The sequence below is a fragment of the Catenuloplanes indicus genome, assembly GCF_030813715.1.
Taxonomy (GTDB): Bacteria; Actinomycetota; Actinomycetes; order Mycobacteriales; family Micromonosporaceae; genus Catenuloplanes; species Catenuloplanes indicus.
Window position 1 is genome coordinate 866,656 of record NZ_JAUSUZ010000001.1, and the last position, 22,182, is coordinate 888,837.

Sequence of the window (22,182 nt, forward strand, 5' to 3'; positions counted from 1 at the left end):
GTCGAATATCGCACGTGAGCGGCGCAAACCGTTAACCTAATCCTATCTTGCCGATAGTTTTGACCAGCATTATGTGCCGGGGGCGCCCCATCCCGATTGCCCCGGCCCCTTAGGGTGTGACCAGCCCGGGGGGATCCGGCCCGGGCCGGAGGGATACGGGGCCCATGGATCAGACGGACATCGCCGCCCGCATACGGCAGGTGCGCGAGCTCGCCGCGACCGCCAGCGCGGAATTGACCAGCGAGGACCACGAGGTGACCGTGGTCGCCGGGCCGCGCGGCGCGGTGCACTCGGTGGAACTGAGCCCGCGCGCGTTCCGGCTCACCGGCGCACAGCTCGGCGAGCTGGTGGTGCGCACCATCCGCGCGGCCAACGCCCAGGTGGACGCGGAGATCCGCACCGCGCTGACCGGCGCCTCCTCGATGGGCGCACCGGCACCGTCGCTGAGCGAGCTGCGGGCGGCGCTGCGGCAGGCACCGCGGTGAGCGGCCCGTTCCAGAGCCAGGAGGAGGTACTCGCGCTCATCGCGCGCGTGCGCGAGCAGAACCAGCGCGACATGACCCGGCTGGAGACGTACCTCGCCGAGGCCGGCGCGCTGACCGGCGCGGGCTTCTCCGAGGACGGCAGCGTCCGCGCCGAGGTGGACGAGGACGGCCTGGTGTCCCGGCTGGACATCCCGGACTCGGCGCTGCGCCGCGGCGCCCACCTGTCCGAAATGATCATGGTGGCGATCCGGGAGGCGCAGGCCGACCGCGCGCTGAAACTGGTCGACCTCGGCCAGGGCATCAACGGCGCGCACACGGCGGAGCAGGTACGGGACGTCATCCCGGAGCACACCCGCGAGCGGATCGCGGACCGCAGGAGAGGAGAGGACCGTGGCTGACGGCGTCATCGTCCCGACCGACAAGCTGACCAGCACCGGCCAGGTGCTCAAGGGACTGAGCACCAGCGCCGAGGAGATCAAGACAGCGATGGCCGCCGCGGACCCACCCGGCGTGCTGTGGGGCGGGCTCGGGCTGCTGTTCGTCGGCTACTACAACGGCAAGGCGGACGAGGTGCGCGAGCACGTCGGCCTGATCGCCAAGGCGTTCGACTCGCAGCACGGCGCGATCACCGCGAACGCGGAGGCGTACCAGCACCTCGACGCGGAGCTGAGCGCGGCGTTCGCCCGCTTCCAACAGAAACTGTCCGGCGGTGGCGCGTGACGCAGCCGAATCCCGCGCCGCAGGCACCGCCGGCACCACCGGCGCCGGAGAAGCCGGACACCACCGGGACCGACGCCTACATCAGCAACGACGACAAGCCGGACAGCCAGTACGCCGGCGGCGTGATCGACACCGACCCGGCCTCGGTGCTGCCGTTCGGCGAGGCGGTCAAGAACACGGTCAACGGCATCCCGGCCGGCATCAACGAGGGCGACTGGTCCGACCTCTACTCCGCGGGCGCGGACCTGCTCGGCAACGCGGTCTCGATCTACATGGACCCGCTGAACTGGCTGATCTCGGCCGGACTGACGTTCCTGATCGACTTCGTCCAGCCGCTGGAGGACCTGCTCAGTCTCGTCACCGGCAACGCCGAGCGGATCGAGCCGTACGCGGCGAAATGGGAACAGCTCGGCGCCGCGCTCGTCCCGCTGGCCGCCGCGGCCCGGCAGGCCGCGGACGACGACCTGATCGAGTGGCAGGGCAAGGACGCGGACGCGGCCAAGGCCCGGCTGCACCAGTTCGCCGAGGCGGTCGAGGCGACCGGCGGCGAGGCCTCGTCGATCAACGGCATCCTCACGCTCTTCTCCAAGATCATGGGTGCGGCGCAGCAGCTGATCATCGGCATCATCGCCACGCTGATCGAGTGGATGATCATCGAGTGGGGTCTCGCGATGGCCGCCGCGGTGCCGACCGCCGGTGCGTCCGTCGCGGCCGCCGGTGCCGCCACCGCGGTGCAGGCCACCGTCGCGACCAGCCGCGCGGTCCGGATCATCGACAGGGTCGTCTCGCTGCTGCACAAGATGGGCGCGGTCCTGCAGAAGGTGCTGCCCGCGATGCTGAAGGCCCGGGTCGGCGAGAGCGTGCTCCAGTTCACCGCGGCCGGGCTCGGGCACGCCGCACCGGCCACGCTGTCCACCGTCGCCCGGATCGCCGGTGACGTGGCCAGCGACCCGGCCAGCTACGTCGGCCCGTTCGTCAACAACGTCGGCACCGGCGTCTACAAGAACGCGGAGGCCGGCGGGCCGGACATGTCGGAAGCCGAGATCGAGGCGGCGCTGGACGTGACGAAGTGAACCCGTTCGAGGCACCGAGGCCGTTCCCCGGCGCACCCGTCCTGCCCTGGCCGGAACGCACGCCGCCACCACCGCTGCCACCGGGCACGGCCGGGATCGCGGTCCGGGTCCGGCGTGCCCGCTTCGACTCGCCGAACTTCCGCAGGTCCCGCGCGATCGGCCTCGACGACCGCCCGCTGTGGCACGGCCTCGACCGCGCCGTCGTCGTGACCGCACCGGGCGAGCACCTGGTCGAGGTCCGGGACGAGACCGGCGCGGAGTCCGTCCGCCGGGTCCGCGCCACCGCGGGTGAGATCACCGAGTGGCACATGTGGAGCCCGGCCAGCTACGGCCGGGTGCCCGGCATGCTGGTCCCGGCCGGCAGCCCGCGCCGCCGCCCCGGTCCCGGCATCTGGCCGATCCTGCTCGCCCCGGCGCTGCTGGCCGCCGGTCCGCTGCTGCTGGCGCCGGAGAGCCGGGCCGGGCGCATCGCGATGCTGATCTACATGCTGCTCGTCATGCCGCTGACGATCCTCGCGTACAGCCGGGTGAAGGGCGTGATCGACCGCCGGTACCGGGTCGCGATGTCCACCGAGGCCCGGGCGGAGCCGTCCGACGTCATGTTCCTGGCGCACGGCGACGTCCCGCCCGGGCTGGCCGGCGCCGCCCACGGCGTCCTGCTGCTCACCGGCGACACCACGCTCGAGTACACCCGGGACGGGCGGGAGATCGCCGTACGCCCGGTCACCGACCCGCACGCGTGGATCCGGTGGCCCGCGCTCCGCATCGACGGCGCGGACCGCCCGTTCGCCTGGCACAACTGGGCGTACCGCCTGCCGCCGGGCCCGCACGAGCTGCTGGTGACGCCGCGGCCACCGGCCGGCGCCGGGGACCAGGCCCGGATCACCACCACGCCGGTACGCGTCCGCGTCGACATCCGGCCCGGCGAGACCACGCACCTGCGCCTCACCGTGCACGCGACCGTCACCGTCGTCTCCGCCGCACCGTCCCCGGGCGCCGCCACGTCGCTCACCTCGTTCACCGCCACGGTCGAGCCGGCCCCGCAACGCTGAGCGCCGGCGTGGCCGGCCCGCACCGGCGTTCCCGGAGCGCTACGGCGTACCGGCGGAAGGGTTCGATCGTGCATCGGATCCGGTCACGATGTCGAGGGTGCGGGCGCGGTCGCCGAGCGGCATGAGGACCACGTCGGTGGCGCCGGCGTCGCGAAGCCGGTCGATGGCGGCCGCGATCGACGACTCGTCGCCGACGGCCACGGTGTCGGTGACGCCGGTCAGGCCGGCGCGGCGCAGCGAGGCGGTGTAGGCGGGCAGTTCGCCGGCGGCGCCGAAGTCGCGGGCGATCCGCTCGCGGGCCGCGTCCGGATCGGTGGTCAGCGCGGTGACCAGGCTGACCACGATGCGGGCACCCGGCGGCTGGCTGGGTACCAGGCGCTCGGCGACGATCTCCGGCGTGACCCAGGTGGCGACGACGCCGTCGGCCAGGTCGTGGGCGAGGCGAAGCATCTTCGGGCCGAGCGCGGCCAGCAGGACCGGTGGTGCGGGCGCGGTGACGTCGAGTGCGGTGTCGACGGTGAGGAACTCGCCGGTGAGCCGGGCGGGCTCGCCGTGCAGCAGCGGGCGGAGCGCGGTCAAATACTCGCGGGTGTGCCGCAGCGGCGAGGCGTAGGAGAGGCCGAGCGCACGCTCGACGTACCAGGCATGGCCGGGGCCGACGCCGAGCATCAGCCCGCCGCCGGCGGCCTGGAGCGTGAGCGCCTCCGACGCCATGGTCACCGGGTGCCGCGGGTAGGTGAGCACGACCGCGGTGCCGATCTCGGCCGGCCGCTCGCGGAGGCCGGCCAGCAGCGTGAGCGGGTCCCAGCCACCGGCCATCTGGTTGGTCCAGAAACTGTCCAGGCCGCGCCGGGCGGCGTCGGCCGCGGCGGCCACCGTGTCGGCGGGCGTCGCGGCGTGCAGAAGGGCGGTTCCGATGCGCATTAGGCCATTCCAGCCGCTCGCGGCCGCCGGATCGATGGCCGGCCTTACTCGGCAGCGATCATTTTCTGTGATAGATGAGGTGGGGTGGAACTGAAGACGCTGCGCTACTTCGTGACCGTCGCCGAGGAGCTGCACTTCGGGCGCGCGGCGGAACGGCTGCACATCGTCCAGCCCGCGGTCAGCCAGCAGATCACCCGGCTGGAACGCGAACTCGGCGTACGGCTGCTCGACCGCACGTCCCGGCGGGTCGCGCTCACCCCGGCCGGCCTGCGCGTGCTGGACGCCGCCCGGGAGACGCTGGCCGCCGCGGCCCGGGTGCGGGTGGTGGCCGGCGAGCGGGCCGCCGCACTCCGGATCGGCGTCGAGTCGTGCGTCACCGACCGGCTCGACCGGGCCCTCACCCGGCTGCGCGACGGACCCCGGCCGGCCGACCCGGTGCTGATCGACCTCCCGGAGGCCGCCCGGCTGGACGCGGTCCGCGACGGAGAACTCGACCTGGCACTCGTGCGCGGCACCACCACCCCGGCGGGTACGGCCGTGGTGCACACCTGGCCGGACCCGCTGCACGCGATCGTGGCCCGGGAGCACCCGGCGGCCGGGCGTGCCGCGGTCGACGTCCGGGACCTCGACCCGGACGGGCTGCGGCTGCCGGACCGGCGGCACGACCCGTCGCTGTTCGACGCGATCGTGGCGGCGCTGCCGGTGACGCCGGTGCGGCCACCGGCCGGGGATCCGGTGCACGTGCTGTTCGAGGTCGCCGGTGACCCTCGGCTCTGGACGGTGCTGCCGGCCGAACGGGCCGCCGGGGCGCGGTCGGCCCGGATCCGGCAGGTGCCGATGGACCCACCGGTCACCATCGCCGGGTACGTCGTCACCTCGCACGCCACGCCACCGTCCTGCATGTCGGCGTTCGTCGCGGCCTTCGCCGACTGCCATCCCGGTTGACAGGCTGGCCCGCAGGTCATGAGTGCCGGCGCGCAGCCCCGGCTCGCCGGCCGGCCCCCTCGTCCCGCGGTCGGGGTGCCCCGGGTGATGACCGGGCGCGGCGTGGTCGCGGCGGGCGGCACCGCGAACCGGAGGCACGGCGCTTCTACCCCCTCGCGCTCGGCGCGCGACCTCGCGCGACCCGGCCCCGCAAGCCTCGGCGCCGCACGACCTGGCGCCACGCGACCCGGCGCCGCATCACCCGGCGCCGCACGACCCCCGGCCCCGTGCGGCGCGCGGCGATCCGTGCGACCGGCGCGGCGTGACGGGGTCAGACGCTGAGTTCGACGAGGACGGCGTCCTCGACCGTGACGCGGTAGGCGCCCTTGCCGCCGAGCTGGAACGTGACCTCGCCGGTCGCCTGGCTGGTCGCGGCCGCGGTGAACGTGTAGCTCAGCCGGCAGGGCACCGGCCCGACCGGCACGTTCCTGGTGAGGGACTCGCGGTACTCCGGTGATTCGTTGTCCTGGATGCGGCGCAGGATGTCCCTCCGGCGGTCGCCGGACACCGTGAAGTCGAACCGGTACCGGTGATCCTTGATGATCGTGATGCCGCTCCGGATTCCCATCAGGTCGGACGGCGTGACGGAATCCGCGGGCACGGCGGCCACGAAACCGGTGTCGGTGGGCGACAGGTCGAGGTGTGGATTGTTCGGCCACCAGTTCGGCGACACCGTCTCCGGCACCCCGGGCGGCCCCATCACCATCGCGCCGGACGGCTTCGCCGCGCCGGGCGGCAAACACGCCGGCCTGACCGGGCCCGCCTGGTCGGTTGCGGTCGCCGGAGCCGTCGCGCTCGCCGGGATATCGCTCGCGCCGCGAACGGTCCGCGGCTCCGCCAGCCGGGAGCCGGTCACGCCCACGACCACCCCCGTCGCGAAGATCGCCACCAGCGCGGCCCACGACGCCGGCCCGGGCCGCAGCCGCGCCCACCGCGACGACGCTCCGGACCCCGGCGGATCCGGCGGCCTCGCGGCTATCGGAACCATGACATACCGCGAGCCGGCGCTCAGCCCTTCGGAGTCCCACCCCGCGGCGCCCGGCCCGGCCGCGCCGAGCCCATCCGCGTCCAGCTCTTCCGCGTCCACGCCGTGCTGGCCCCGCCCGTGCGCGCCCCATGGAAGCAGCGCGGCGGCCGGGCGCGGGACCGGCAGGAGATCCGGTGCCCGCCGGTCCGCCTCGTGCGCGGCCGCCAGCAGCGCGTTCAGGTAGTCGACCGCCACGGTCAGCCGCCGGGCGTCATCGGCGCCGAACGGCACGCCGGCGATCCGGTGCGAGGCCCGCGCCACCGCCACCACAGTCACCGGATCGGTGAGATGCCGCAGGTCACCGGCCAGCACACCGGCCACGTCGTCCTTGTCGACGGCCCGGCCGGGCGCCATCCGGTAGGTGCGGATCACCTCGGCCAGGTGCCGCAGCGACGCGGCCCGGCGCCGCCGGCGCGGCGGCGGTGATCCGCGGGGCGGCGAGTAGGTGCCGTCCCGGCCGGCCCGCGCCGCGGCCGCGTTCACCGCCGAGGCGATCAGCGCGGCCGCGTCGTCGACCTGCTTCCACCACGGTGCCGGTCGTGCCGCCACGGGCGCCCCCTCACATCGGCCGACGTGATTATATTTCAGGCACGCCGGCCCGGTCCGGATCGATCACCAGCAACCAACCTCCACGAAGCCGGCCAGACAGGCCGGCGCGATATGTGGCCCAGCCCACTGAACCCTCACGGAAACGTACGACCGCACGTACGTTTCCCCTCGTGAACCGCGCCGATACGCCGCTGATCAGCTGCCGCCACGTCGCCGGTGGGCCCGCCGAGGAGGCCGACCGGGTGGTCGCCCGCATCATGCCCACCCGGTTCACCGTGCGCCGATGACCATGGACCAGCGCCCCGGCGCCGCACCACCCGCCCGGACGGCCGTGCGCCCGGATCACCGGATCGGCGCCGCGCCGCGCGGCGGGACCGCCGTGGACCGGGCGAGTGCGCACGCCGGCGGCCTCGTCGCATGGGTGCGCAGCCTGCCGGCGACCGCCGGCCGTACTCGCGTGGTGTGCGTCGAAGGGCGGTCCGGCGCCGGGAAGACCGGCCTGGCCGGCGCGCTCGCGGCGGATCTCGGCGCGACGCTGATCCGGATGGACGACCTCTACCCCGGCTGGGACGGGCTGCTCGGCGGCGTCGACGCGCTGCGGGAGTGGATCCTGGCGCCGCTCGCGGCCGGGCAGCCGGCCCGGTGGCGGCGCTGGGACTGGGCGGCGGGCGCGTACCGCGACTGGGAGCCGCTGCACGCCGGTGACGACCTGGTCGTCGAGGGTGTCGGTTGCGGGGCGGGCGCGCTCCGGCCGTACCGCAGCGGCCTGGTCTGGATCGAGGTGCCCGAAGCGGAACGCAAGCGGCGGGCGCTGGCCCGCGACGGCGAGACCTACGCTCCGCACTGGGAGCGGTGGGCACGCCAGGAGGACGCGTTCTACGCCGCGAATCAGGTCCGCGAACACGCGGATAAGATCATTGACAATTCCGGGGGTACGGCATGAGCAGGCAGGTACGACCGGACGGTCTCCGGCAGTGCACCGTCGGGCACACCGCGACCGGATCGGGGCGGCACCCGGACTCGCAGGCGCACCGCCACCGGCGTCCCTCCTGATGGGTGGACGCGCGGCCCGGCCGGCACCTGCCGCCGCTCCTGGCCCGGCCGCCGCCTGGCGGCGACCCACGTCCGTTCCGCACGGCGACGTCTTCGGCACCGGAATCGGCGTGGCCGGACGGGGCCGGCCGCCGCCCCCACGGTGACGCCGTCGCCCCGCCCGGCCGGTCAGCCGTCGCGCCGCCGGGTGCGCGCCCGGCCGGTCGTCAGAGGAGCGGCTGGCCGGTGCCGAAGAGGCCGGGGAGGCCGCCGGTGTGCAGGAAGACCACGCGGTCACCGGCGCCGGACGTCGCCGCGAGCCCGGCCATCGCCCGGCCGGTGTAGATCGGGTCGAGGAACAGCCCTTCGGTGCGGGCCGCCAGCCGCAGCGCGGCTCGCACCTCGTCCGTCACCGTGGCGTAGCCGGCACCGATCCGCTCCCGGTCGATGCGCGGCTCACCGGGATCCGCCGGCAGCAGCGCCCGTACCGCGGCGGCCGGATCGGGCAGCGCGCCGGTGTCCACACCGGCCACCCGGGCCGCGCCGAGGCCGAGCACCAGACCGGCCATCGTGGCCCCGGAGCCGACCGCGACCACCACCCGGTCGAAGTCCACTCGCGCGGTCAGCTCGCGGGCGCACTCGGCATAGGCGTGCACGGACGTGCGCGACGACCCGCCGAACGGGATCAGGTGTGCGCCCGGCCGCGCCGCCGCCTCCGCCGCGGCGACGTCGCCGGGTGGCCGGTCACCGGCCCAGATGATCTCCGCACCGGCGAGCCGGTCCAGCAGCAGGTTGCCGGTCTCCCGGGCCGGGCCGTCGCCGGCCAGCACCAGCACGCAGCCGAGCCCGAGGCGGGCCGCCACCGCGGCGGTCGCGCGCGCGTGGTTGGACTGCGGCGCCCCGGTCGTCACCAGCGTCCGCGCGCCCGCGGCCAGTGCCTCCGCCGCGGTCCAGCGCAGCTTGCGGGCCTTGTTGCCGCCGCCACCGGCCCCGATCAGGTCGTCGCGCTTGATCCACAGCCGGTCCAGGCCGAGCGCCTCGGCCAGGCGCGGCGCGTCCTCCAGCGGCGTAGGGAACGTACCGAGGTCCAGCGGCTCGATCATGACACGCATTATCACCGCCGGAGGTCTTCCGGCCCTGCCGGGCGGGACCTCAACGGCCGTACCGTCGAGGTCCTGGAGGTGGTTTCGATGAGGAACTGGCAGGTCGGCGACGTCATGACCGAGGACGTCGCGACGGTCACGGCGGACACCCCGTACCGTGCGATCGTGGATGTCCTGATGCGGCGCCGGGTGAGTGCGGTCCCGGTCGTGGACGAGATGGGCCGCGCGGTCGGCGTGGTGTCCGAGACCGATCTGCTTCACAAGATCGAATTCGCCGGTACGGACGAGGCGCCGCGGCTGTTCGAGAGCCGCCGTAACCGCCGGGCCCGCGTCAAGGCCGACGCCGTGGTCGCCGCGGACCTGATGTCCACACCGGCGAGCACCGCGCTGGCCACCACGTCGATCACCGCCGCCGCCCGCCGGATGGACGCCGGCCGCGTCAAGCGCCTCCCGGTCGTCGACGAGCTTGGCCGCGTCATCGGCATCGTCACCCGCTCCGACCTGCTCAAGACCCACCTGCGTCCGGACGAGGCGATCCGCGTCGACATCGAGAGCGGCATCCTGCACCGCATCCTGCTGCTCGACCCCGGCACGATCACGGTGACGGTCACGAACGGCGCGGTCACGCTGACCGGCACGACCGACCGCCGCTCCTCCGCCGACCTGGCCGCCCGCCTCACCCGCCAGGTGCCCGGCGTCGTCGAGGTCATCGACACCCTGACATTCGACTTCGACGACACGGCGATCCTCTACCCCGCGTTCTGAGGGCATACCGCGAGGCCGACGAGAGCGAACAGCCGCTCCGGCGCGGTGGCGGTCACGAGGCACCACCGTGGTCGATGGATACCGATGTTGAGGTCTCCCGTCTACATTGAGATTTCGACCTCGACCGCGGGGGTTCCGATGTCGCAGCAGGTGTCCCGGCGTGGCCTTCTTCGCGCCACCGCCGCCGGTGGCTTCGTGACCGCTGTCCCCACCGCACCGGCGCGCGCCCCGGTGCCGTACGCCGTGCGGGAGCTGGAGGAGAGGATCCGCGCCGGGATGGAGCGGTACGGGATCGCCGGTGCCGCGCTCGGCCTGTGGTACCGCGGCCGCGGAGTACGTGCGGGGCTTCGGCGTCACCCGCACGGACGCGCCGCGGGACGTGGACGGTGACACCGTCTTCCGGGTCGCGTCGACCACCAAGACGTTCACCGGCGCGGCGATCATGCGGCTCGCGGAACAGCGCCGGATCAATCTCGACGGTACGGTCCGCGACTACCTTCCCGGCTTCCACACCGCGGACGCCGCCGCGTCGGCCCGGGTCACGGTGCGGCAGGCACTGAACCACACCGGCGGCTGGCTGGGCGACCTGGTGATGCTGTCCGGCGGCCAGGCGGTCGACGGTTTCGCGTTCTACCGCAGGGACTACGTCGTCGACCTGCCGCTGTCCGGCGGCACCGAGGAGGGCATCCGGGCGAACTTCGTCCGCGCCCCGGACGGCTCCGTCCGGTGGTTCCGCATCGGCGGCCGCCTCTACCGCCGCGGTGTGCCCACCACCGCCGCCGACGCCGGCCGGGCCGTACCCTTCCACCGGCGGCCGAAGCTGTCCTGAATCACGATGGAGGCGTACCGGATCCGGGGTTCCGCCCGACGCCCCTACCCGGCTGCCCGGTGGCGCGGCTCATCCCCGGACCACGCCGCCGACCACCGCGTGCCTCCGCACGGCGGAACCCGGCGGCGGGCCCGGGGACGCCCACGGGGCGGGCCGTGGTGGCCCGCCCCGCGGGCAAGGGTCAGAACGCGGCCAGGACCGAGCCGTTGTACTTCTGGGCGATGAAGTCCTTGACCTGCTGGGAGTGGAGGAGCTTCTCGAGCTTGACGATGCGCTCGTCGGTCTCCTCGCCGGTGCGGACCACGACCAGGTTCGCGTACGGGTTGTTCTCGCCGGTCTCCAGCGCGAGCGCGTCGGTGGCCGGGGACAGGCCGGTCTCGATCGCGTAGTTGCCGTTGATGACGGAGACGGCGGTGTCCTCGAGGCTGCGCGGCAGCTGGGCGGCCTCCAGCGCCTCGAACTTGAGGTTCTTCGGGTTACCGGTGATGTCGGCTTCGGTGGCCTTGACGCCGACACCGTCCTTCAGCGTGATCAGGCCGTTGGTGGCGAGCAGGCTGAGCGCGCGGCCGGAGTTGGACGGGTCGTTCGGGATCGCGACCACGCCGCCGTCCGGGACCTCGGTGAGCGCCTTGACCGTCTTGGAGTAGACGCCGAGCGGCTCGATGTGCACCGGCTTGAGCGGCGTGAACGTGTAGCCCTTGGACGCGATCTCCTCCTCCAGGTACGGGATGTGCTGGAAGTAGTTCGCGTCCAGCTGCTCGTCCTGGAGCGCGGTGTTCGGCTGGATGTAGTCGCTGAACTCGACGATCTCGATCTTCAGGCCCTCGGCGGCCGCCAGGTTGTCGCTGACGTACTTGAGGATCTCGCCGTGCGGGACGGGACTGACGCCGATCTTGAGCGTGTCGCTCGCGCTGCCGCCTTCCGCGCCGGAGTCGTTGCCGCAGGCGGCCACGCCGATCAGGAGCGAGGCGGCCGCGGTGAGCGCGACGAGGGTACGACGCATGACTGAACTACCTTCCGTTGTACGGATTTTTATCGATAAAACAGCCCGGTAGGGGCGGCATCGGGCGGCCCGGGCCGATCCGCGGGGAGACGGCCGGCCCCGGGCCGGGCTCAGCGGTGGGACAGCCGGCGCACCACGAGGTCGCCGAGGCTCTGCACGGCCTGCACGAACAGCACCAGCACCACCACGGTCGCGATCATCATCTCGGTCTCGAAGCGCTGGTACCCGTACCGAATGGCCAGGTCGCCGAGGCCGCCACCGCCGACGGTCCCGGCCATCGCGGAATAGCCGACCAGCGCGATGACCGTGATGGTCAGTCCGGCCGCCAGGCCGGGCCGCGCCTCGCGCAGCAGCACCTTGCGGACGATCTGCCGGCGCGACGCACCGGCCGCGATCGCGGCGTTGACCACGTCGCGCGGCACCTCACGGATCGCGGTCTCCACGATCCGGGCGAAGAACGGGATCGCGCCGATGGTCAGCGGCACGATCGCGGCGTCCGTGCCGATCGTGGTGCCGACCACCGCGCGGGTGAACGGGATGACCGCGACCAGCAGGATGATGAACGGCAGCGACCGGCCCACGTTGACGATCAGGCCGAGCACCAGGTTCACCGCGGGCGCGGCGAGCAGGCCGCCACGCTCGGTCAACACCAGCAGCACGCCGATCAGCAGCCCGCCGAGCGCGGTGATCGCCGTGGAGATCCCCACCATGTAGGCGGTCTCCCACAACCCCGCACCGAGCAACGGCCAGATGTCTTCCCACGTCACGACCGGTCTCCCGTCTTGTCGACAACGGCGGCCGCGGCACCGTCCGGCCCGGCACCGTCCGGGCCCGCACCGGTGCGCGGCACCTCGGCCGGGATGCCGGTCTCGCGCAGCCAGGTCAACGCGCCACGGTTGTGCTCCGCGGTGCCCGGCAGTGCCAGCCGCAGCCGGCCCGCGCGCGTCGCGGCCAGTTCCTCCACAGTGCCGCCGAGGATGCGCACGTCCACCTCGAAGCGCCGGGCAAGTTCCGCGATCAGCGGCCGGTCCGCGTGGTCGCCGCTGACCGTAACGTCCACCACGGTCTGCCCCGGCAGGTCCGGCGCCGGCCCGAGCCGCAGCAGTTCGGCCGCCAGCTCCGAGCCCGGCCGGGCCAGGATCTCGGCGATCCGCCCGGACTCGGTGAACCGCCCGTCCCGCATGATCGCGGCCGAGTGGCAGATCCGCTTCACCACGTCCATCTCGTGCGTGATCAGCAGGATCGTCAGCCCGAGCCGCCGGTTCAGGTCGGCCAGCAGCGCCAGGATCGAGTGCGTGGTCTCCGGGTCGAGCGCCGAGGTGGCTTCGTCGGAGAGCAGTACCTTCGGGTCGCCGGCCAGCGCCCGCGCGATGCCGACCCGCTGCTTCTGACCGCCGGACAGCTGCGCCGGGTACGCCCCCGCGCGGCCCTCCAGCCCGACCAGCTCCAGCAGCTCCGCCACCCGCGCGGCCCGCCGTGCCCGCGGCACGCCGGTCACCTCCAGCGGGAACGCCACGTTACCGGCCACGGTCCGCGAGCTGAGCAGCGCGAAGTGCTGGTGGATCATGCCGATTCGCTGCCGTTCCCGGCGCAGCCGCCGCTCCGGCAGCGCGGTCAGCTCGACCCCACCCACGGTGACGGTGCCGGAGTCCGGGCGTTCCAGCAGGTTCACGCTGCGCAGCAGCGTGCTCTTGCCGGCGCCGCTGCGACCGAGCACACCGTAGATCTCGCCCTCGGCGACGTCCAGCGTGACGCCGTCGAGCGCGGTCACGGCCCGGCCGCGCCCGCGGTAGACCTTGCGCAGATCCCTGATGCTGATCACTAGATGAGTCCTGAGGTAAGGGGTGATGGGCGCTCGCCACAATACACTACTTGCCCGATAGGGTTTACAGACTTTTGACCCGGAGTGACGGGTGACTCACTTCCCCATTCTGCCGGGACCGACCCGCCCGATGTCCGGCCGCCCACGAAGCTGTGCCCTGCGTAACATGCGCGAAATGATCGACCCGTGCTTGCATGCACCATGGTCGATTCGCGGCGGATCTGCGCGCTGGGGGCGGCTGAGCACATGGCACGAGCACGACGGCCGCTGGACCCGGCTACACGACGCGCCGGCCGGCGCCGCGGCCGGCGCGGCCACGCTCGCCTCCTGGTCCCCCGCTACCGGCCCGCGGCTGGACGACGGCACGATCACCCTCGACCGCTTCACCGTGCGACACCGGTGACGCGCGTTCACCGCCGTCACCGTTCGTGTTCCCCGATTGCCGGTACGTCCACGTTGACTTCGGGCGGGCGCGGCCGCGAACGCCGAGTCCAGCGCGGGTAGCGGCGGCAAGAGCACCATGGTCACGTCGATCAGCGGTGCGGAGCGCGACCACGATCGCGGTCGTGCCGGAGGGCGGTTCGCCGCCGCAACCGCTACCGGATCGGCTGATGTGGCGGGGGGCGTCCCGGCCGTGTGCGGGACGCCCCGCACCGATGGTCAGCCGAACACCGGGATCTCCCGGGCCTTCGCCAGATACGAGGCGCCGCCGGTGTACCCGGTGCCGCCGGTCTCCGCGCCCAGCATGCGCACGGCCAGGCGGTGGTGGGTGCGGCGCCAGACGTCCACGGACGCGGCGAAGTCGGCCATCGCGGCACCGGCCGCCGCACGCGCCTCCGGCGGCAGCGTCGCGGCCCGGTAGGCCGCGTCGACCGACGGCAGTCCGGTCAGCACCAGCTCGCGGATCTCCGGCACGTGGTCGTAGGCGGCCGAGCCGAGGCGCGCGTCGTCCGGCCGGCGAGCCAGACTCTCCATCAGCTTGTAGTGCCGGGACTGGATCGCGCTCGCGCCCTCCGTCCACTGCCGGAACCGCCGGAACGCCTCCACCCGCATCGTGGCCACCACCGACCAGAGCGGACTCACCTCACGCAGCAGTGCGGCCGCGTGCCGCAGCAGGCGATCCGCCGTGCTGACCGAGCCATCAGTCAGTGCACTGGGCACGCGTTCGAGGTCGCGGACCAGCGCGGCGAACGCGGCCTCGAACGTCTGGAGCACCCGGATGAACAGGTACTCGTCGTGCACGATGTCGACCGGCAGCACCGTGCAGCGCAGCATCAGCCGCTGATCGTCGCGGAGCCGTGCGTCCGTGGCCGCCCACACCGCGCGCGCCTCGGCCCGCACGCCCGGCTCCGGCACCGGCACGGTCCAGCCGAGCCTGGCCAGCACCGGCCGGACCACCCGCAGCCCGTGCCGCAGCCGCTTGTCCACCAGCCCCCCGTCCGGCGGCATCACCGGCAGCGGACCGGCCGGATCGCCGGCCACCGCGGGGTCGCCGGCCGCGGCCAGTTCGAAGCGCATCAGGTCGGCGACCAGCAGCACGGTGAGCAGGTCGCGGTCGGCCAGGTGCGGCGCCAGCAGCGGCAGCGCCAGATAGGAGCGGTAGTCGTAGGCGCCGTCCCGCTTGTCCAGCAACACGTCCAGCAGCGCCCGGAGCCCGGCCCCCGCGTGCGGCCGGGCCTCGGACAGCGCGTCCAGCAGCCCGTTCGGAACCAGAGCCTTACCCCATCGCCGGTACGCGGTGAGCACTTCCCGGTACGGGAACTCCCCGCCGGCCGCGGTCCACGCCCGCACCGCGGCCGTCTCGGCGCTCACGTATCCGTTTCCCTCAGCAGGCAACACCGGTCTACTTAGGTCAGTCAGCACGACCGAACCATATCGATCAATAAACAGTCTCGGTCGGTGATTTATCTATCACTCTCAGTGCCGTCTCGGCGTTGTCCGGAAACGGATCATGCGAGAACATCCCGCGATACGGGTCAGGACCCGAGGCGCCGGTACCGGCGGACCGCGAGCGGGGCGAAGACCGCGATGAGCAGCAGCGGCCAGCCGATCGCGAGCGGCAGCGCATGGCCGGCCGCCCAGGAGTCACCGCCCACGCCGGGGTTGCCGAACAGATCCCGGGCCGCCGCGACGGTCGCGGAAAGCGGGTTCCACTGGGCGACCACGCCGACCCAGGACGGCATCAGCTCCGGAGCCACGAACACGTTGGAGAGCGCGGTCAGCGGGAACGCCAGCGGGAAGACGATCACGGAGACCGTGTCCGGGTTCGGCACCAGGCTGCCCAGCCAGATGCCGACCCAGGTGAGTGCCACCCGCAGCAACAGGATCAGGGCGACGCCGGCCAGTGCGAGCCCGATCCCCCGGTGCGCCTGCCAGCCGACCAGCAGGCCGCAGACGATCAGTACGGACATCTCCAGCAGCGCGCGGACCAGGTCGGCGGCGCTGCGCCCGGCCATCAGCGCGGATCGCGCGGTCGGCATCGACCGGAACCGGTCGACCACGCCCCGGTTGATGTCGACCGCGACCGCGGTGGCGGTCGCACCCAGCCCGTACAGCATGGTCATCACGAACACGCCGGGGATCAGGAACTCGCGGTACGTGTCGCCGGAGACCGCCATGCCGGCGCCGAACACGTAGCCGAAGACCAGCGTGAACATGATCGGCAGGGTGAAGTAGAGGACGATCTCCTCCGGTGCGCGGGCCACGTGCGTGAGGTAGCGGCCGGTCATCACGCGGGCGTCGCGGAGAGCGTGGTTCATGCCTGGTGTCCCGTCAGGTGGAGGAAGACCTCGTCGAGCGTGGGCCGGTGGACGCCGAGGTCCACCACCGTGATGCCGGCGTCCTGCAGCGCGCGGGCCGCCTCGATCAGCGCGCCCACCCGGTCCGTGACCGGCACCCGGATCCGGCGCGTGTCCGGGTCCACGTCCGGGTCCGCCGCACCGAGGATCGCCGCCGCCTTGGCCAGCACGTCCGCGTCGCGGATCACCACCTCGAGGCGGTCCGCGCCGATCACCGACTTGAGCGCGTCCGGCGTACCGCCCGCGACCACCCGGCCCGCGTCGATCACCGAGATGTGGTCGGCGAGCTGGTCCGCCTCCTCCAGGTACTGCGTGGTCAGCAACACCGTGGTGCCGTCCGCGACCAGGTCCCGGACGGCCTGCCAGACCTGGTTGCGGCTGCGCGGGTCCAGGCCGGTGGTCGGCTCGTCCAGGAACAGCACGGACGGGCGGCGGATCAGGCTCGCGGCCAGGTCCAGCCGGCGCTGCATACCGCCGGAGTACGTCTGCGCGGACCGGTGCGCCGCATCCGTCAGGCCGAATCGTTCCAGCAGCTCGTCGGCGCGGCGGCGGGCGGCCTGGGCGCTCAGGTGGTGCAGGCGGCCGAACAGCACCAGGTTCTGCCGGCCGCTGAGCAGGCCGTCCACCGCGGCGTACTGGCCGGTCAGCGCGATCCGCTCGCGTACCGTGCCGGGCTGCTTCGTCACGTCGGCACCGGCCACCACCGCACGGCCGGCGTCGAAGCGCAGCAGCGTGGCCAGGATGCGCACCGCCGTGGTCTTGCCGGCGCCGTTCGGGCCGAGCAGCCCGTGCACGGTGCCGGCCGGGACGTCGAGATGGAAGCCGTTCAGCGCGGTCGTCCGCGCGTAGCGTTTGTGCAGGTCCTCGGCGAGGATCCCGGGTGTCGTGGTCATGCCGGTCAGCGTGACCGGGCGCGCGCACCGGGCGCGCACGGATCACGCACCGATGACGTACGCGATCGCCTCCGCGCGCGTCAGCCGGGCACCACGGGCGTGTGCCTCCCGGTAGGCCGCGTCGCCGAGCATGTCCCGAACCGTGCCGGCCTGATCCTCCTCACCGGCGAAACCGGGGTTCCGTTCCTCCGCGACCACGCCGGGATCGCGGCCTTCCACGGCCGTGCCGGTTGCGCTGGTGGCGGAGGCATCGGTTCGCGGGGCACCGGTGGTCGCCGAGCCGATCAGCAGCGTGGTGGAGGCGCCGAGCAGGACCGCCGCGCGGTCCGCCGCGCCGGACCGGACGGCCGCGCCGATCAGGCCGTGCAGCGCCTCGCCGAGCGCGGGCAGGCCGTCCGGGCCGGGGACAATCATGAAGACCTCGCGGAACAGGCGCCCGGCCGTGGTGTCGTCGCCGTCCTGCGCGGCGATCCGGCCCAGCACGGCCAGCGCGGTCACCCGCACGCCGTACGAGCCGTACCAGCCGACCGGGCACTCGCTCAGCGCCTCCCGGCACAGCCGGCGGGCCTCGGCGCGGTCGCCGCGGCGCAGTGCCAGCCGGCCCAGGCCGAGCAGCGCGGCGGACAGCAGCTCCGGTGCGCCGCACCCGCGGGCCAGTTCCGCGGTCCGAATCAGGTCGGCCGCGGCGCCGTCCAGGTCGCCGGCGAGCAACCGGCTGTCCGCGCGGCTGCGCAGCAGATCCGCGGTGTCCACGGTGGAGCCGAGTTCCCCGGCGAGCCGCATCGCCTCCGCCATCCGCTGCTCCGCCACCGCCTGGTCGCCGCGCGCGGACGCCATCTCGAACAGGCCGTTCAGCGCCAGCATCGTGCCCCACCGCTCACCCAGCGCGCGGAAACCGGCCAGCGCGGCCACGAACTCCGGCTCCGCCTGCGCAGGCGTGCCACCGGCCAGCAGCACCATCCAGCCCGCGCCGATCGCGCCCAGCGCCTCGCTCCACGGATCGCCGTACAACTGGTTCCGCAGGTGTACGTGCACGGTCTGCACATCGGCGAGACTGCCGGCCGGTGGGCCGGACACGATCGCGGACAGATACATCAGGAACGGCTGCGCCGGCGGGCGGGTGATCCCGGTCAGGTACGGCGCCGGCTCCCGGCCGGTGCCGGTGGCGCCGAGACGCGCGGTCAGCTCGCACAGCGCGTACTCCTCGGTCGGCTCCGGCTCCGGCTGGCGTTCCAGCAGCATGCGGGCCAGGTCAGCGGCCTCGGTCCGCAGGCCGCGCAGCCACCAGTAGAACGACAGCGCGGCCAGCAACCGCAGCCCGGTGCGTACGTCCGCGTCGCGCAGTGCCGCGTGCAGGTTGTCCCGGTCCACGTCCAGCCGGCGCAGCGCGCTCAGCTGCCGTCCGGTGCGCAGCTCCCGGTCCGCCGCCTGCGCGACGGTCAGGAACCAGGCCGCGTGCGCCGCTCGGATCGCGGGCTCCTCACCGGACTCGGCCAGCCGCTCCGTGCAGAACGCCCGGATCGTCTCCAGCATCCGGTAGCGGTCGCCGTCCCGCTCGATCAGCGACTTGCCGACCAGATCAGCGAGCAGGCCGACCGCGTCCGGGCCGCACACGCCCTCGACCGCGTCCAGCGCGCAGCCGCCACGGAAGACCGTGAACCGGCGGGCCAGCGCCCGCTCCGGCTCGCTCAGCAGCTCCCAGCTCCACTCGACCACCGCGCGCAGCGTGCGCTGGCGTTCCGGCGCGGTCCGGCTCCCCCGGTTCAGCAGCCGGAACCGGTCACCGACCCGGGCCGCGACCTCGCTCACCGGCAGCGCCTGCAGCCGCGCCGCGGCCAGTTCCAGCGCCAGCGGCAGCCCGTCCAGCGTCCGGCAGATCGCCCGTATCGCCGCGGCGTTCTGCTCCTGGATCGTCTGCGCGTTCATCCGCCGCTGCTCGGCGAGTCGCTCCCCGGCGAGTCGTCCGGGAGTGTCGCTTTCGGACGCGTTGGGCCGAGCAGTGAAGCCGAGGGCCGGCTCCGCGGCGGTGGAGCCGGGGTCCCGGGCCGCCGCGGCGGAGCCGGGATCCTGACCCGCCACGGTGAAGCCGGCGTCCCGGCCCGCGGCGACGGAGCCCGGGTCCTGACCCGCGGCGCCGAAGCCCGGGTCGACGAGCGCGGCCCGGTCCAGGAACAGCCGCACCGCGGCCTGCTCCGGGAGGCCGCCGACCGGGCGCAGAACCTCGCCGGTCAGGCCGAGCGGCTCGCGGCTGGTCGCCAGGATCCGCACGCCGGGGCACGCCGTGAGCAGCCGGGACGCCAGCGCGGCCGCCTCGGCGATGACGTGCTCGCAGTTGTCCAGGACCAGCAGCACGTCCCGCGTGGTGAGCGCCGCGATCAGCCGATCGGTCACGCTCGGGCCGCCGTCCCGCAGGTCGCGGCTGCGCAGCCCGGTGTCCCGCAATCCGATCGCGTCGGAGACCGCGCGGGGCACGTCCGGCGCGGTCGCGGCCGCCAGCTCGACGAACCGCACCGCACCGGGGTACCGGGTCGCGGTCTCCACGGCCAGGCGTGTCTTCCCGGACCCGCCCGGCCCGTGCAACGTCACCAGCCGGCCCGCAGCCAGCGCGGCCGCGACCGCCCGCAGCTCGTTGTCGCGCCCCACGAAGCTGGTCAGCTGGGCCGGCACACCGTGCCGATCGGCGCCGTCGGCGCGCGACGGCACGGCGTCCGCGTCGGCCGTGCCGGGTGGCCCGGCCGGCACCGGACGGGTGGACCCGGCCGGTCCGGCGTCGGGAGACTCCGCCGACGCCGGACCGGAAGATCCGGCCGGCACCGCACCGGCAGACCCCGCCGACGCCACACCGGGAAACCCCGCCGGCACCGCACCGGAAGACCCGGTCGACACCGCACCGGAAGACCCGGCCGGCGCCGGGCCGACCGGTGTGCCGCGCAGAATCGCCGTGTGCAGCGCGGACAGGTCCGGTGACGGATCCGCGCCGAGCGTGTCGGCGAGCGTGCGCCGGGCCGTCTCGAACGCGGCCAGCGCCTCGGCCGGCCGCCCGTCCGCGGCCAGCGCGCGCATCAGCAGTGCCCACGCGCGTTCGCGCAGCGGGGCCGCCACGACCAGGTCCCGCAGCGGTCCGATCACCGCGCGCGGCGCACCGGCCGACAGTTCCGCCTCGGCAAGATCCTCGGCCGCGAACCGCCGTGCCTCGGTCAGCCGGGTGACCTGAGCGTCCGCGAACGGTGCCGCACGGACGTCGGCGAGCGGCTCGCCGCGCCACAGCGCGAGCGCCTCGCGCAGCGGCGGTACCGCGCGCGCTGGTTCACCGGCCGCGAGCGCGTCGCGGCCCGCCGCGGCCAGCCGGGCGAACCGGTGCGCGTCCACCTCGTCCGGGTCGATCGCCAGCCGGTAGCCGCCGCCGTCGTGCTCCACCGGCAGCACCGCGCGCAGCCGGGAGATCTGCGACTGCAGCGCGTTGCCCGCACCGGCCGGTGGCCGGTCGCCGTACACCCCGTCGATCAGCCGGGCGGCCGGGACCGGGCGGCCGGCGTCCAGCAGCAGCATGGCGAGCAGCGCGCGCAGTCGCGCACCGCCGAGCGGCACCGCCCGCCCGGCCGCGCCGTCCGCCCGCACCGGGCCCAGAATCCCGAACCGCACCCCGCCATTCTCACCGGTCGCGCCGAAACCCCGACGCCAGGTGCCGGCCGGCGATCACGCCTTGACGGCGTCGTCCGGACCGGCTGACGGGTCGGCGGACGGCCCGGCCGGGGCCGATGGTGCCGGACCACCCGGGTCAGCCGGGTCAGCCGTGCCCGCCGGGTCCGGGTCGTTCGGCTCCGTGCCCGGGCCGCTGAGCTGCTCGCGCAGGTACGTCCAGAAGACCGCGACCAGCGCCGCCACCGGCACCGCCAGCAGCGAGCCGACGATGCCGGCCACGCTGCCGCCGAGCGTCACCGCGAGCAGCACCACGGCCGCGTGCAGGCCCAGGCCGCGGCTCTGGATCATCGGCTGGAAGACGTTGCCCTCCAGCTGCTGCACGACCAGGATGATCGCCAGCACGATCAGCGCGGACCAGAATCCCTCGAAGACGAGCGCGATCAGCACCGCGACGAAACCGGCGAACAGCGCGCCGACGATCGGCACGAACGCGGCGACGAACGTCAGCACGGCCAGCGGCAGCACCAGCGGCACGCCGACGATCCACAGTCCGATGCCGATGAAGACCGCGTCGAGCAGGCCTACGAACGCCTGGGACAGCACGAACGAGCCGAGCGTCCGCCAGCTGCGCTCCGCGATCGTCGGGATGTCCACCGCGAGCCGGCCCGGCAGCTGACGGCTCAGCCAGGGCAGGAACCGCGGGCCGTCCTTGAGGAAGAAGAACATCAGGAACAGCGCGAGCACGGTCGTGATGACGCCGTTGAGCACCGTGCCGACGCCGGTGATCGTGTAGTTGACGATGCTGCTGGCGCTGGACTGGATCTGCTCGATCGCGGTGTTGAACGCGTTGTCGACCTGCGCGTCGCCGATGTTCAGCGGCGGGCCGGACGCCCACTCGCGCAGCTGGGTGATGCCGTCGACGACGCCCTTGGCGAGCTCCGGGCCCTGTCCCGCGACCGGCAGCACGATGCCCACGATGATGCCGGCCGCGACCAGCAGGAACAGCAGCGTGACGACGGTCGCGGCGAGCGCCGGCGGCCAGCCCCACTTGCGCAGCAGCCGGGCCGGCGGCCAGGTGAGCGTGGTGAGCAGCAACGCCACCGTCAAGGGCCAGACGACCGGCCACGCCCAGCCGAGCAGCTTCAGCAGCACGTAGCCGAGCAGCATGACGACGAGCGTCTGACCGGCGACGAGCGCGGCGGTGCCCAGGGCGGATCGGCTCTTGGCCGCGTTCAGGACCTTCACCCCCGTACCATATGGGATCTGTCCGCTCACCACCCGCTGGACGCGGCGTGGACCGGCGAGCGGGGCCGCGCGGCCGGCGACGACCGGCCGGAGCATGGGCGCGGAGCGGACGAACGGCCTCGTGTACGGGTGGACCGGGTTGCCGATCACGTCGCGGACCGCCCAGGAGGCCATCGTGATCAACGTGAACAACCTGCGCCGGGTCGGCCCAGTCACGATCGCGGAGTCCTGACCGA

Annotated in this window: 22 protein-coding genes and 1 riboswitch; of the genes, 11 read left to right on the forward strand and 11 right to left on the reverse strand. The window is 73.8% G+C overall.

The window, feature by feature from the left end; genetic code table 11:
• The first annotated feature begins 164 nt into the window (after positions 1 to 164).
• Genes J2S42_RS04085 through J2S42_RS04105 form a run of 5 tightly spaced genes read left to right on the forward strand, consistent with a single transcriptional unit; the run spans position 165 to position 3,330 of the window.
• A complete protein-coding gene (locus J2S42_RS04085) occupies positions 165 to 485 on the forward strand; it encodes a YbaB/EbfC family nucleoid-associated protein (protein ID WP_307235340.1) in 321 nt (106 codons plus the stop codon).
• Complete coding sequence (locus J2S42_RS04090; RefSeq protein ID WP_307235343.1) at positions 482 to 883, forward strand: YbaB/EbfC family nucleoid-associated protein; 402 nt, start codon at positions 482 to 484, stop codon at positions 881 to 883. Before J2S42_RS04085 ends, J2S42_RS04090 begins: the two co-directional genes overlap by 4 nt.
• A complete protein-coding gene (locus tag J2S42_RS04095) occupies positions 876 to 1,205 on the forward strand; it encodes a hypothetical protein (RefSeq protein WP_307235345.1) in 330 nt (109 codons plus the stop codon). The genes J2S42_RS04090 and J2S42_RS04095 overlap by 8 nt, the downstream gene beginning before the upstream one ends.
• Positions 1,202 to 2,278 (forward strand): hypothetical protein, encoded by a 1,077-nt coding sequence (locus tag J2S42_RS04100; protein WP_307235347.1) that lies wholly within the window; start codon positions 1,202 to 1,204, stop codon positions 2,276 to 2,278. The genes J2S42_RS04095 and J2S42_RS04100 overlap by 4 nt, the downstream gene beginning before the upstream one ends.
• Positions 2,275 to 3,330, forward strand: coding sequence for a hypothetical protein (locus J2S42_RS04105; RefSeq protein WP_307235349.1), 1,056 nt, complete (start codon positions 2,275 to 2,277; stop codon positions 3,328 to 3,330). Before J2S42_RS04100 ends, J2S42_RS04105 begins: the two co-directional genes overlap by 4 nt.
• Before the next feature lie 39 nt (positions 3,331 to 3,369).
• Here J2S42_RS04105 and J2S42_RS04110 read toward each other — a convergent pair whose 3' ends face one another.
• Complete coding sequence (locus J2S42_RS04110) at positions 3,370 to 4,254, reverse strand: LLM class flavin-dependent oxidoreductase (protein WP_307235350.1); 885 nt, start codon at positions 4,252 to 4,254, stop codon at positions 3,370 to 3,372.
• Positions 4,255 to 4,338: 84 nt separating this feature from the next.
• Here J2S42_RS04110 and J2S42_RS04115 point away from each other — a divergent pair, with 84 nt between their 5' ends.
• The gene (locus J2S42_RS04115; protein ID WP_307235352.1) at positions 4,339 to 5,199 is read left to right on the forward strand and encodes a LysR family transcriptional regulator; all 861 of its coding nucleotides are present in this window, start codon (positions 4,339 to 4,341) and stop codon (positions 5,197 to 5,199) included.
• A gap of 14 nt (positions 5,200 to 5,213) precedes the next feature.
• Positions 5,214 to 5,292: riboswitch (SAM riboswitch) on the forward strand.
• Positions 5,293 to 5,509: 217 nt separating this feature from the next.
• On the opposite strand, the gene J2S42_RS04120 is transcribed toward J2S42_RS04115, so the two are convergent.
• A complete protein-coding gene (locus J2S42_RS04120) occupies positions 5,510 to 6,814 on the reverse strand; it encodes a hypothetical protein (protein WP_307235355.1) in 1,305 nt (434 codons plus the stop codon).
• Between the two features lie 283 nt (positions 6,815 to 7,097).
• Between J2S42_RS04120 and J2S42_RS04125 the strand changes: the two genes are divergently transcribed.
• A complete protein-coding gene (locus J2S42_RS04125) occupies positions 7,098 to 7,757 on the forward strand; it encodes a nucleoside/nucleotide kinase family protein (protein ID WP_307235357.1) in 660 nt (219 codons plus the stop codon).
• A 316-nt stretch (positions 7,758 to 8,073) separates the two neighbouring features.
• On the opposite strand, the gene J2S42_RS04130 is transcribed toward J2S42_RS04125, so the two are convergent.
• Positions 8,074 to 8,949, reverse strand: coding sequence for a pyridoxal-phosphate dependent enzyme (locus tag J2S42_RS04130; protein ID WP_307235359.1), 876 nt, complete (start codon positions 8,947 to 8,949; stop codon positions 8,074 to 8,076).
• A gap of 87 nt (positions 8,950 to 9,036) precedes the next feature.
• Between J2S42_RS04130 and J2S42_RS04135 the strand changes: the two genes are divergently transcribed.
• Complete coding sequence (locus tag J2S42_RS04135) at positions 9,037 to 9,714, forward strand: CBS domain-containing protein (RefSeq protein WP_307235361.1); 678 nt, start codon at positions 9,037 to 9,039, stop codon at positions 9,712 to 9,714.
• 298 nt (positions 9,715 to 10,012) lie between these two features.
• Positions 10,013 to 10,543, forward strand: coding sequence for a serine hydrolase domain-containing protein (locus tag J2S42_RS04140; RefSeq protein ID WP_307235362.1), 531 nt, complete (start codon positions 10,013 to 10,015; stop codon positions 10,541 to 10,543).
• Positions 10,544 to 10,724: 181 nt separating this feature from the next.
• Here J2S42_RS04140 and J2S42_RS04145 read toward each other — a convergent pair whose 3' ends face one another.
• The 3 genes from J2S42_RS04145 to J2S42_RS04155 all read right to left on the reverse strand — a co-directional run bounded on the left by J2S42_RS04145 (position 10,725) and on the right by J2S42_RS04155 (position 13,368).
• Positions 10,725 to 11,546 carry a MetQ/NlpA family ABC transporter substrate-binding protein gene (locus tag J2S42_RS04145; protein ID WP_307235364.1) on the reverse strand — a complete coding sequence of 274 codons (822 nt, stop codon included), beginning with the start codon at positions 11,544 to 11,546 and terminating at the stop codon, positions 10,725 to 10,727.
• 110 nt (positions 11,547 to 11,656) lie between these two features.
• Positions 11,657 to 12,313: a methionine ABC transporter permease gene (locus J2S42_RS04150; protein ID WP_307235366.1), complete on the reverse strand. Its 657-nt coding sequence runs from the start codon at positions 12,311 to 12,313 to the stop codon at positions 11,657 to 11,659.
• A complete protein-coding gene (locus J2S42_RS04155; protein WP_307235367.1) occupies positions 12,310 to 13,368 on the reverse strand; it encodes a methionine ABC transporter ATP-binding protein in 1,059 nt (352 codons plus the stop codon). The genes J2S42_RS04150 and J2S42_RS04155 overlap by 4 nt, the downstream gene beginning before the upstream one ends.
• A 175-nt stretch (positions 13,369 to 13,543) precedes the next feature.
• Here J2S42_RS04155 and J2S42_RS04160 point away from each other — a divergent pair, with 175 nt between their 5' ends.
• Positions 13,544 to 13,771: a hypothetical protein gene (locus J2S42_RS04160; protein ID WP_307235369.1), complete on the forward strand. Its 228-nt coding sequence runs from the start codon at positions 13,544 to 13,546 to the stop codon at positions 13,769 to 13,771.
• Positions 13,772 to 14,028: 257 nt separating this feature from the next.
• Here the strand turns inward: J2S42_RS04160 and J2S42_RS04165 are convergent, their stop codons facing one another.
• From J2S42_RS04165 to J2S42_RS04185, 5 genes are all read right to left on the reverse strand, one after another.
• Positions 14,029 to 15,180 carry a tryptophan 2,3-dioxygenase family protein gene (locus tag J2S42_RS04165; RefSeq protein WP_307235371.1) on the reverse strand — a complete coding sequence of 384 codons (1,152 nt, stop codon included), beginning with the start codon at positions 15,178 to 15,180 and terminating at the stop codon, positions 14,029 to 14,031.
• A gap of 164 nt (positions 15,181 to 15,344) precedes the next feature.
• Positions 15,345 to 16,127: an ABC transporter permease gene (locus J2S42_RS04170; RefSeq protein ID WP_307235373.1), complete on the reverse strand. Its 783-nt coding sequence runs from the start codon at positions 16,125 to 16,127 to the stop codon at positions 15,345 to 15,347.
• Positions 16,124 to 17,059, reverse strand: a complete 936-nt coding sequence (locus J2S42_RS04175; RefSeq protein WP_307235375.1) for an ATP-binding cassette domain-containing protein — start codon at positions 17,057 to 17,059, stop codon at positions 16,124 to 16,126. The genes J2S42_RS04170 and J2S42_RS04175 overlap by 4 nt, the downstream gene beginning before the upstream one ends.
• 42 nt (positions 17,060 to 17,101) lie before the next feature.
• The gene (locus J2S42_RS04180) at positions 17,102 to 20,701 is read right to left on the reverse strand and encodes an AfsR/SARP family transcriptional regulator (protein WP_307235377.1); all 3,600 of its coding nucleotides are present in this window, start codon (positions 20,699 to 20,701) and stop codon (positions 17,102 to 17,104) included.
• 54 nt (positions 20,702 to 20,755) lie between these two features.
• Entirely contained in the window at positions 20,756 to 21,946 is a 1,191-nt protein-coding gene (locus tag J2S42_RS04185; protein WP_307235379.1) for an AI-2E family transporter, read from the reverse strand.
• Positions 21,947 to 22,040: 94 nt separating this feature from the next.
• Between J2S42_RS04185 and J2S42_RS04190 the strand changes: the two genes are divergently transcribed.
• Positions 22,041 to 22,178 carry a hypothetical protein gene (locus J2S42_RS04190; protein WP_307235381.1) on the forward strand — a complete coding sequence of 46 codons (138 nt, stop codon included), beginning with the start codon at positions 22,041 to 22,043 and terminating at the stop codon, positions 22,176 to 22,178.
• The last annotated feature ends 4 nt before the right edge of the window (positions 22,179 to 22,182 follow it).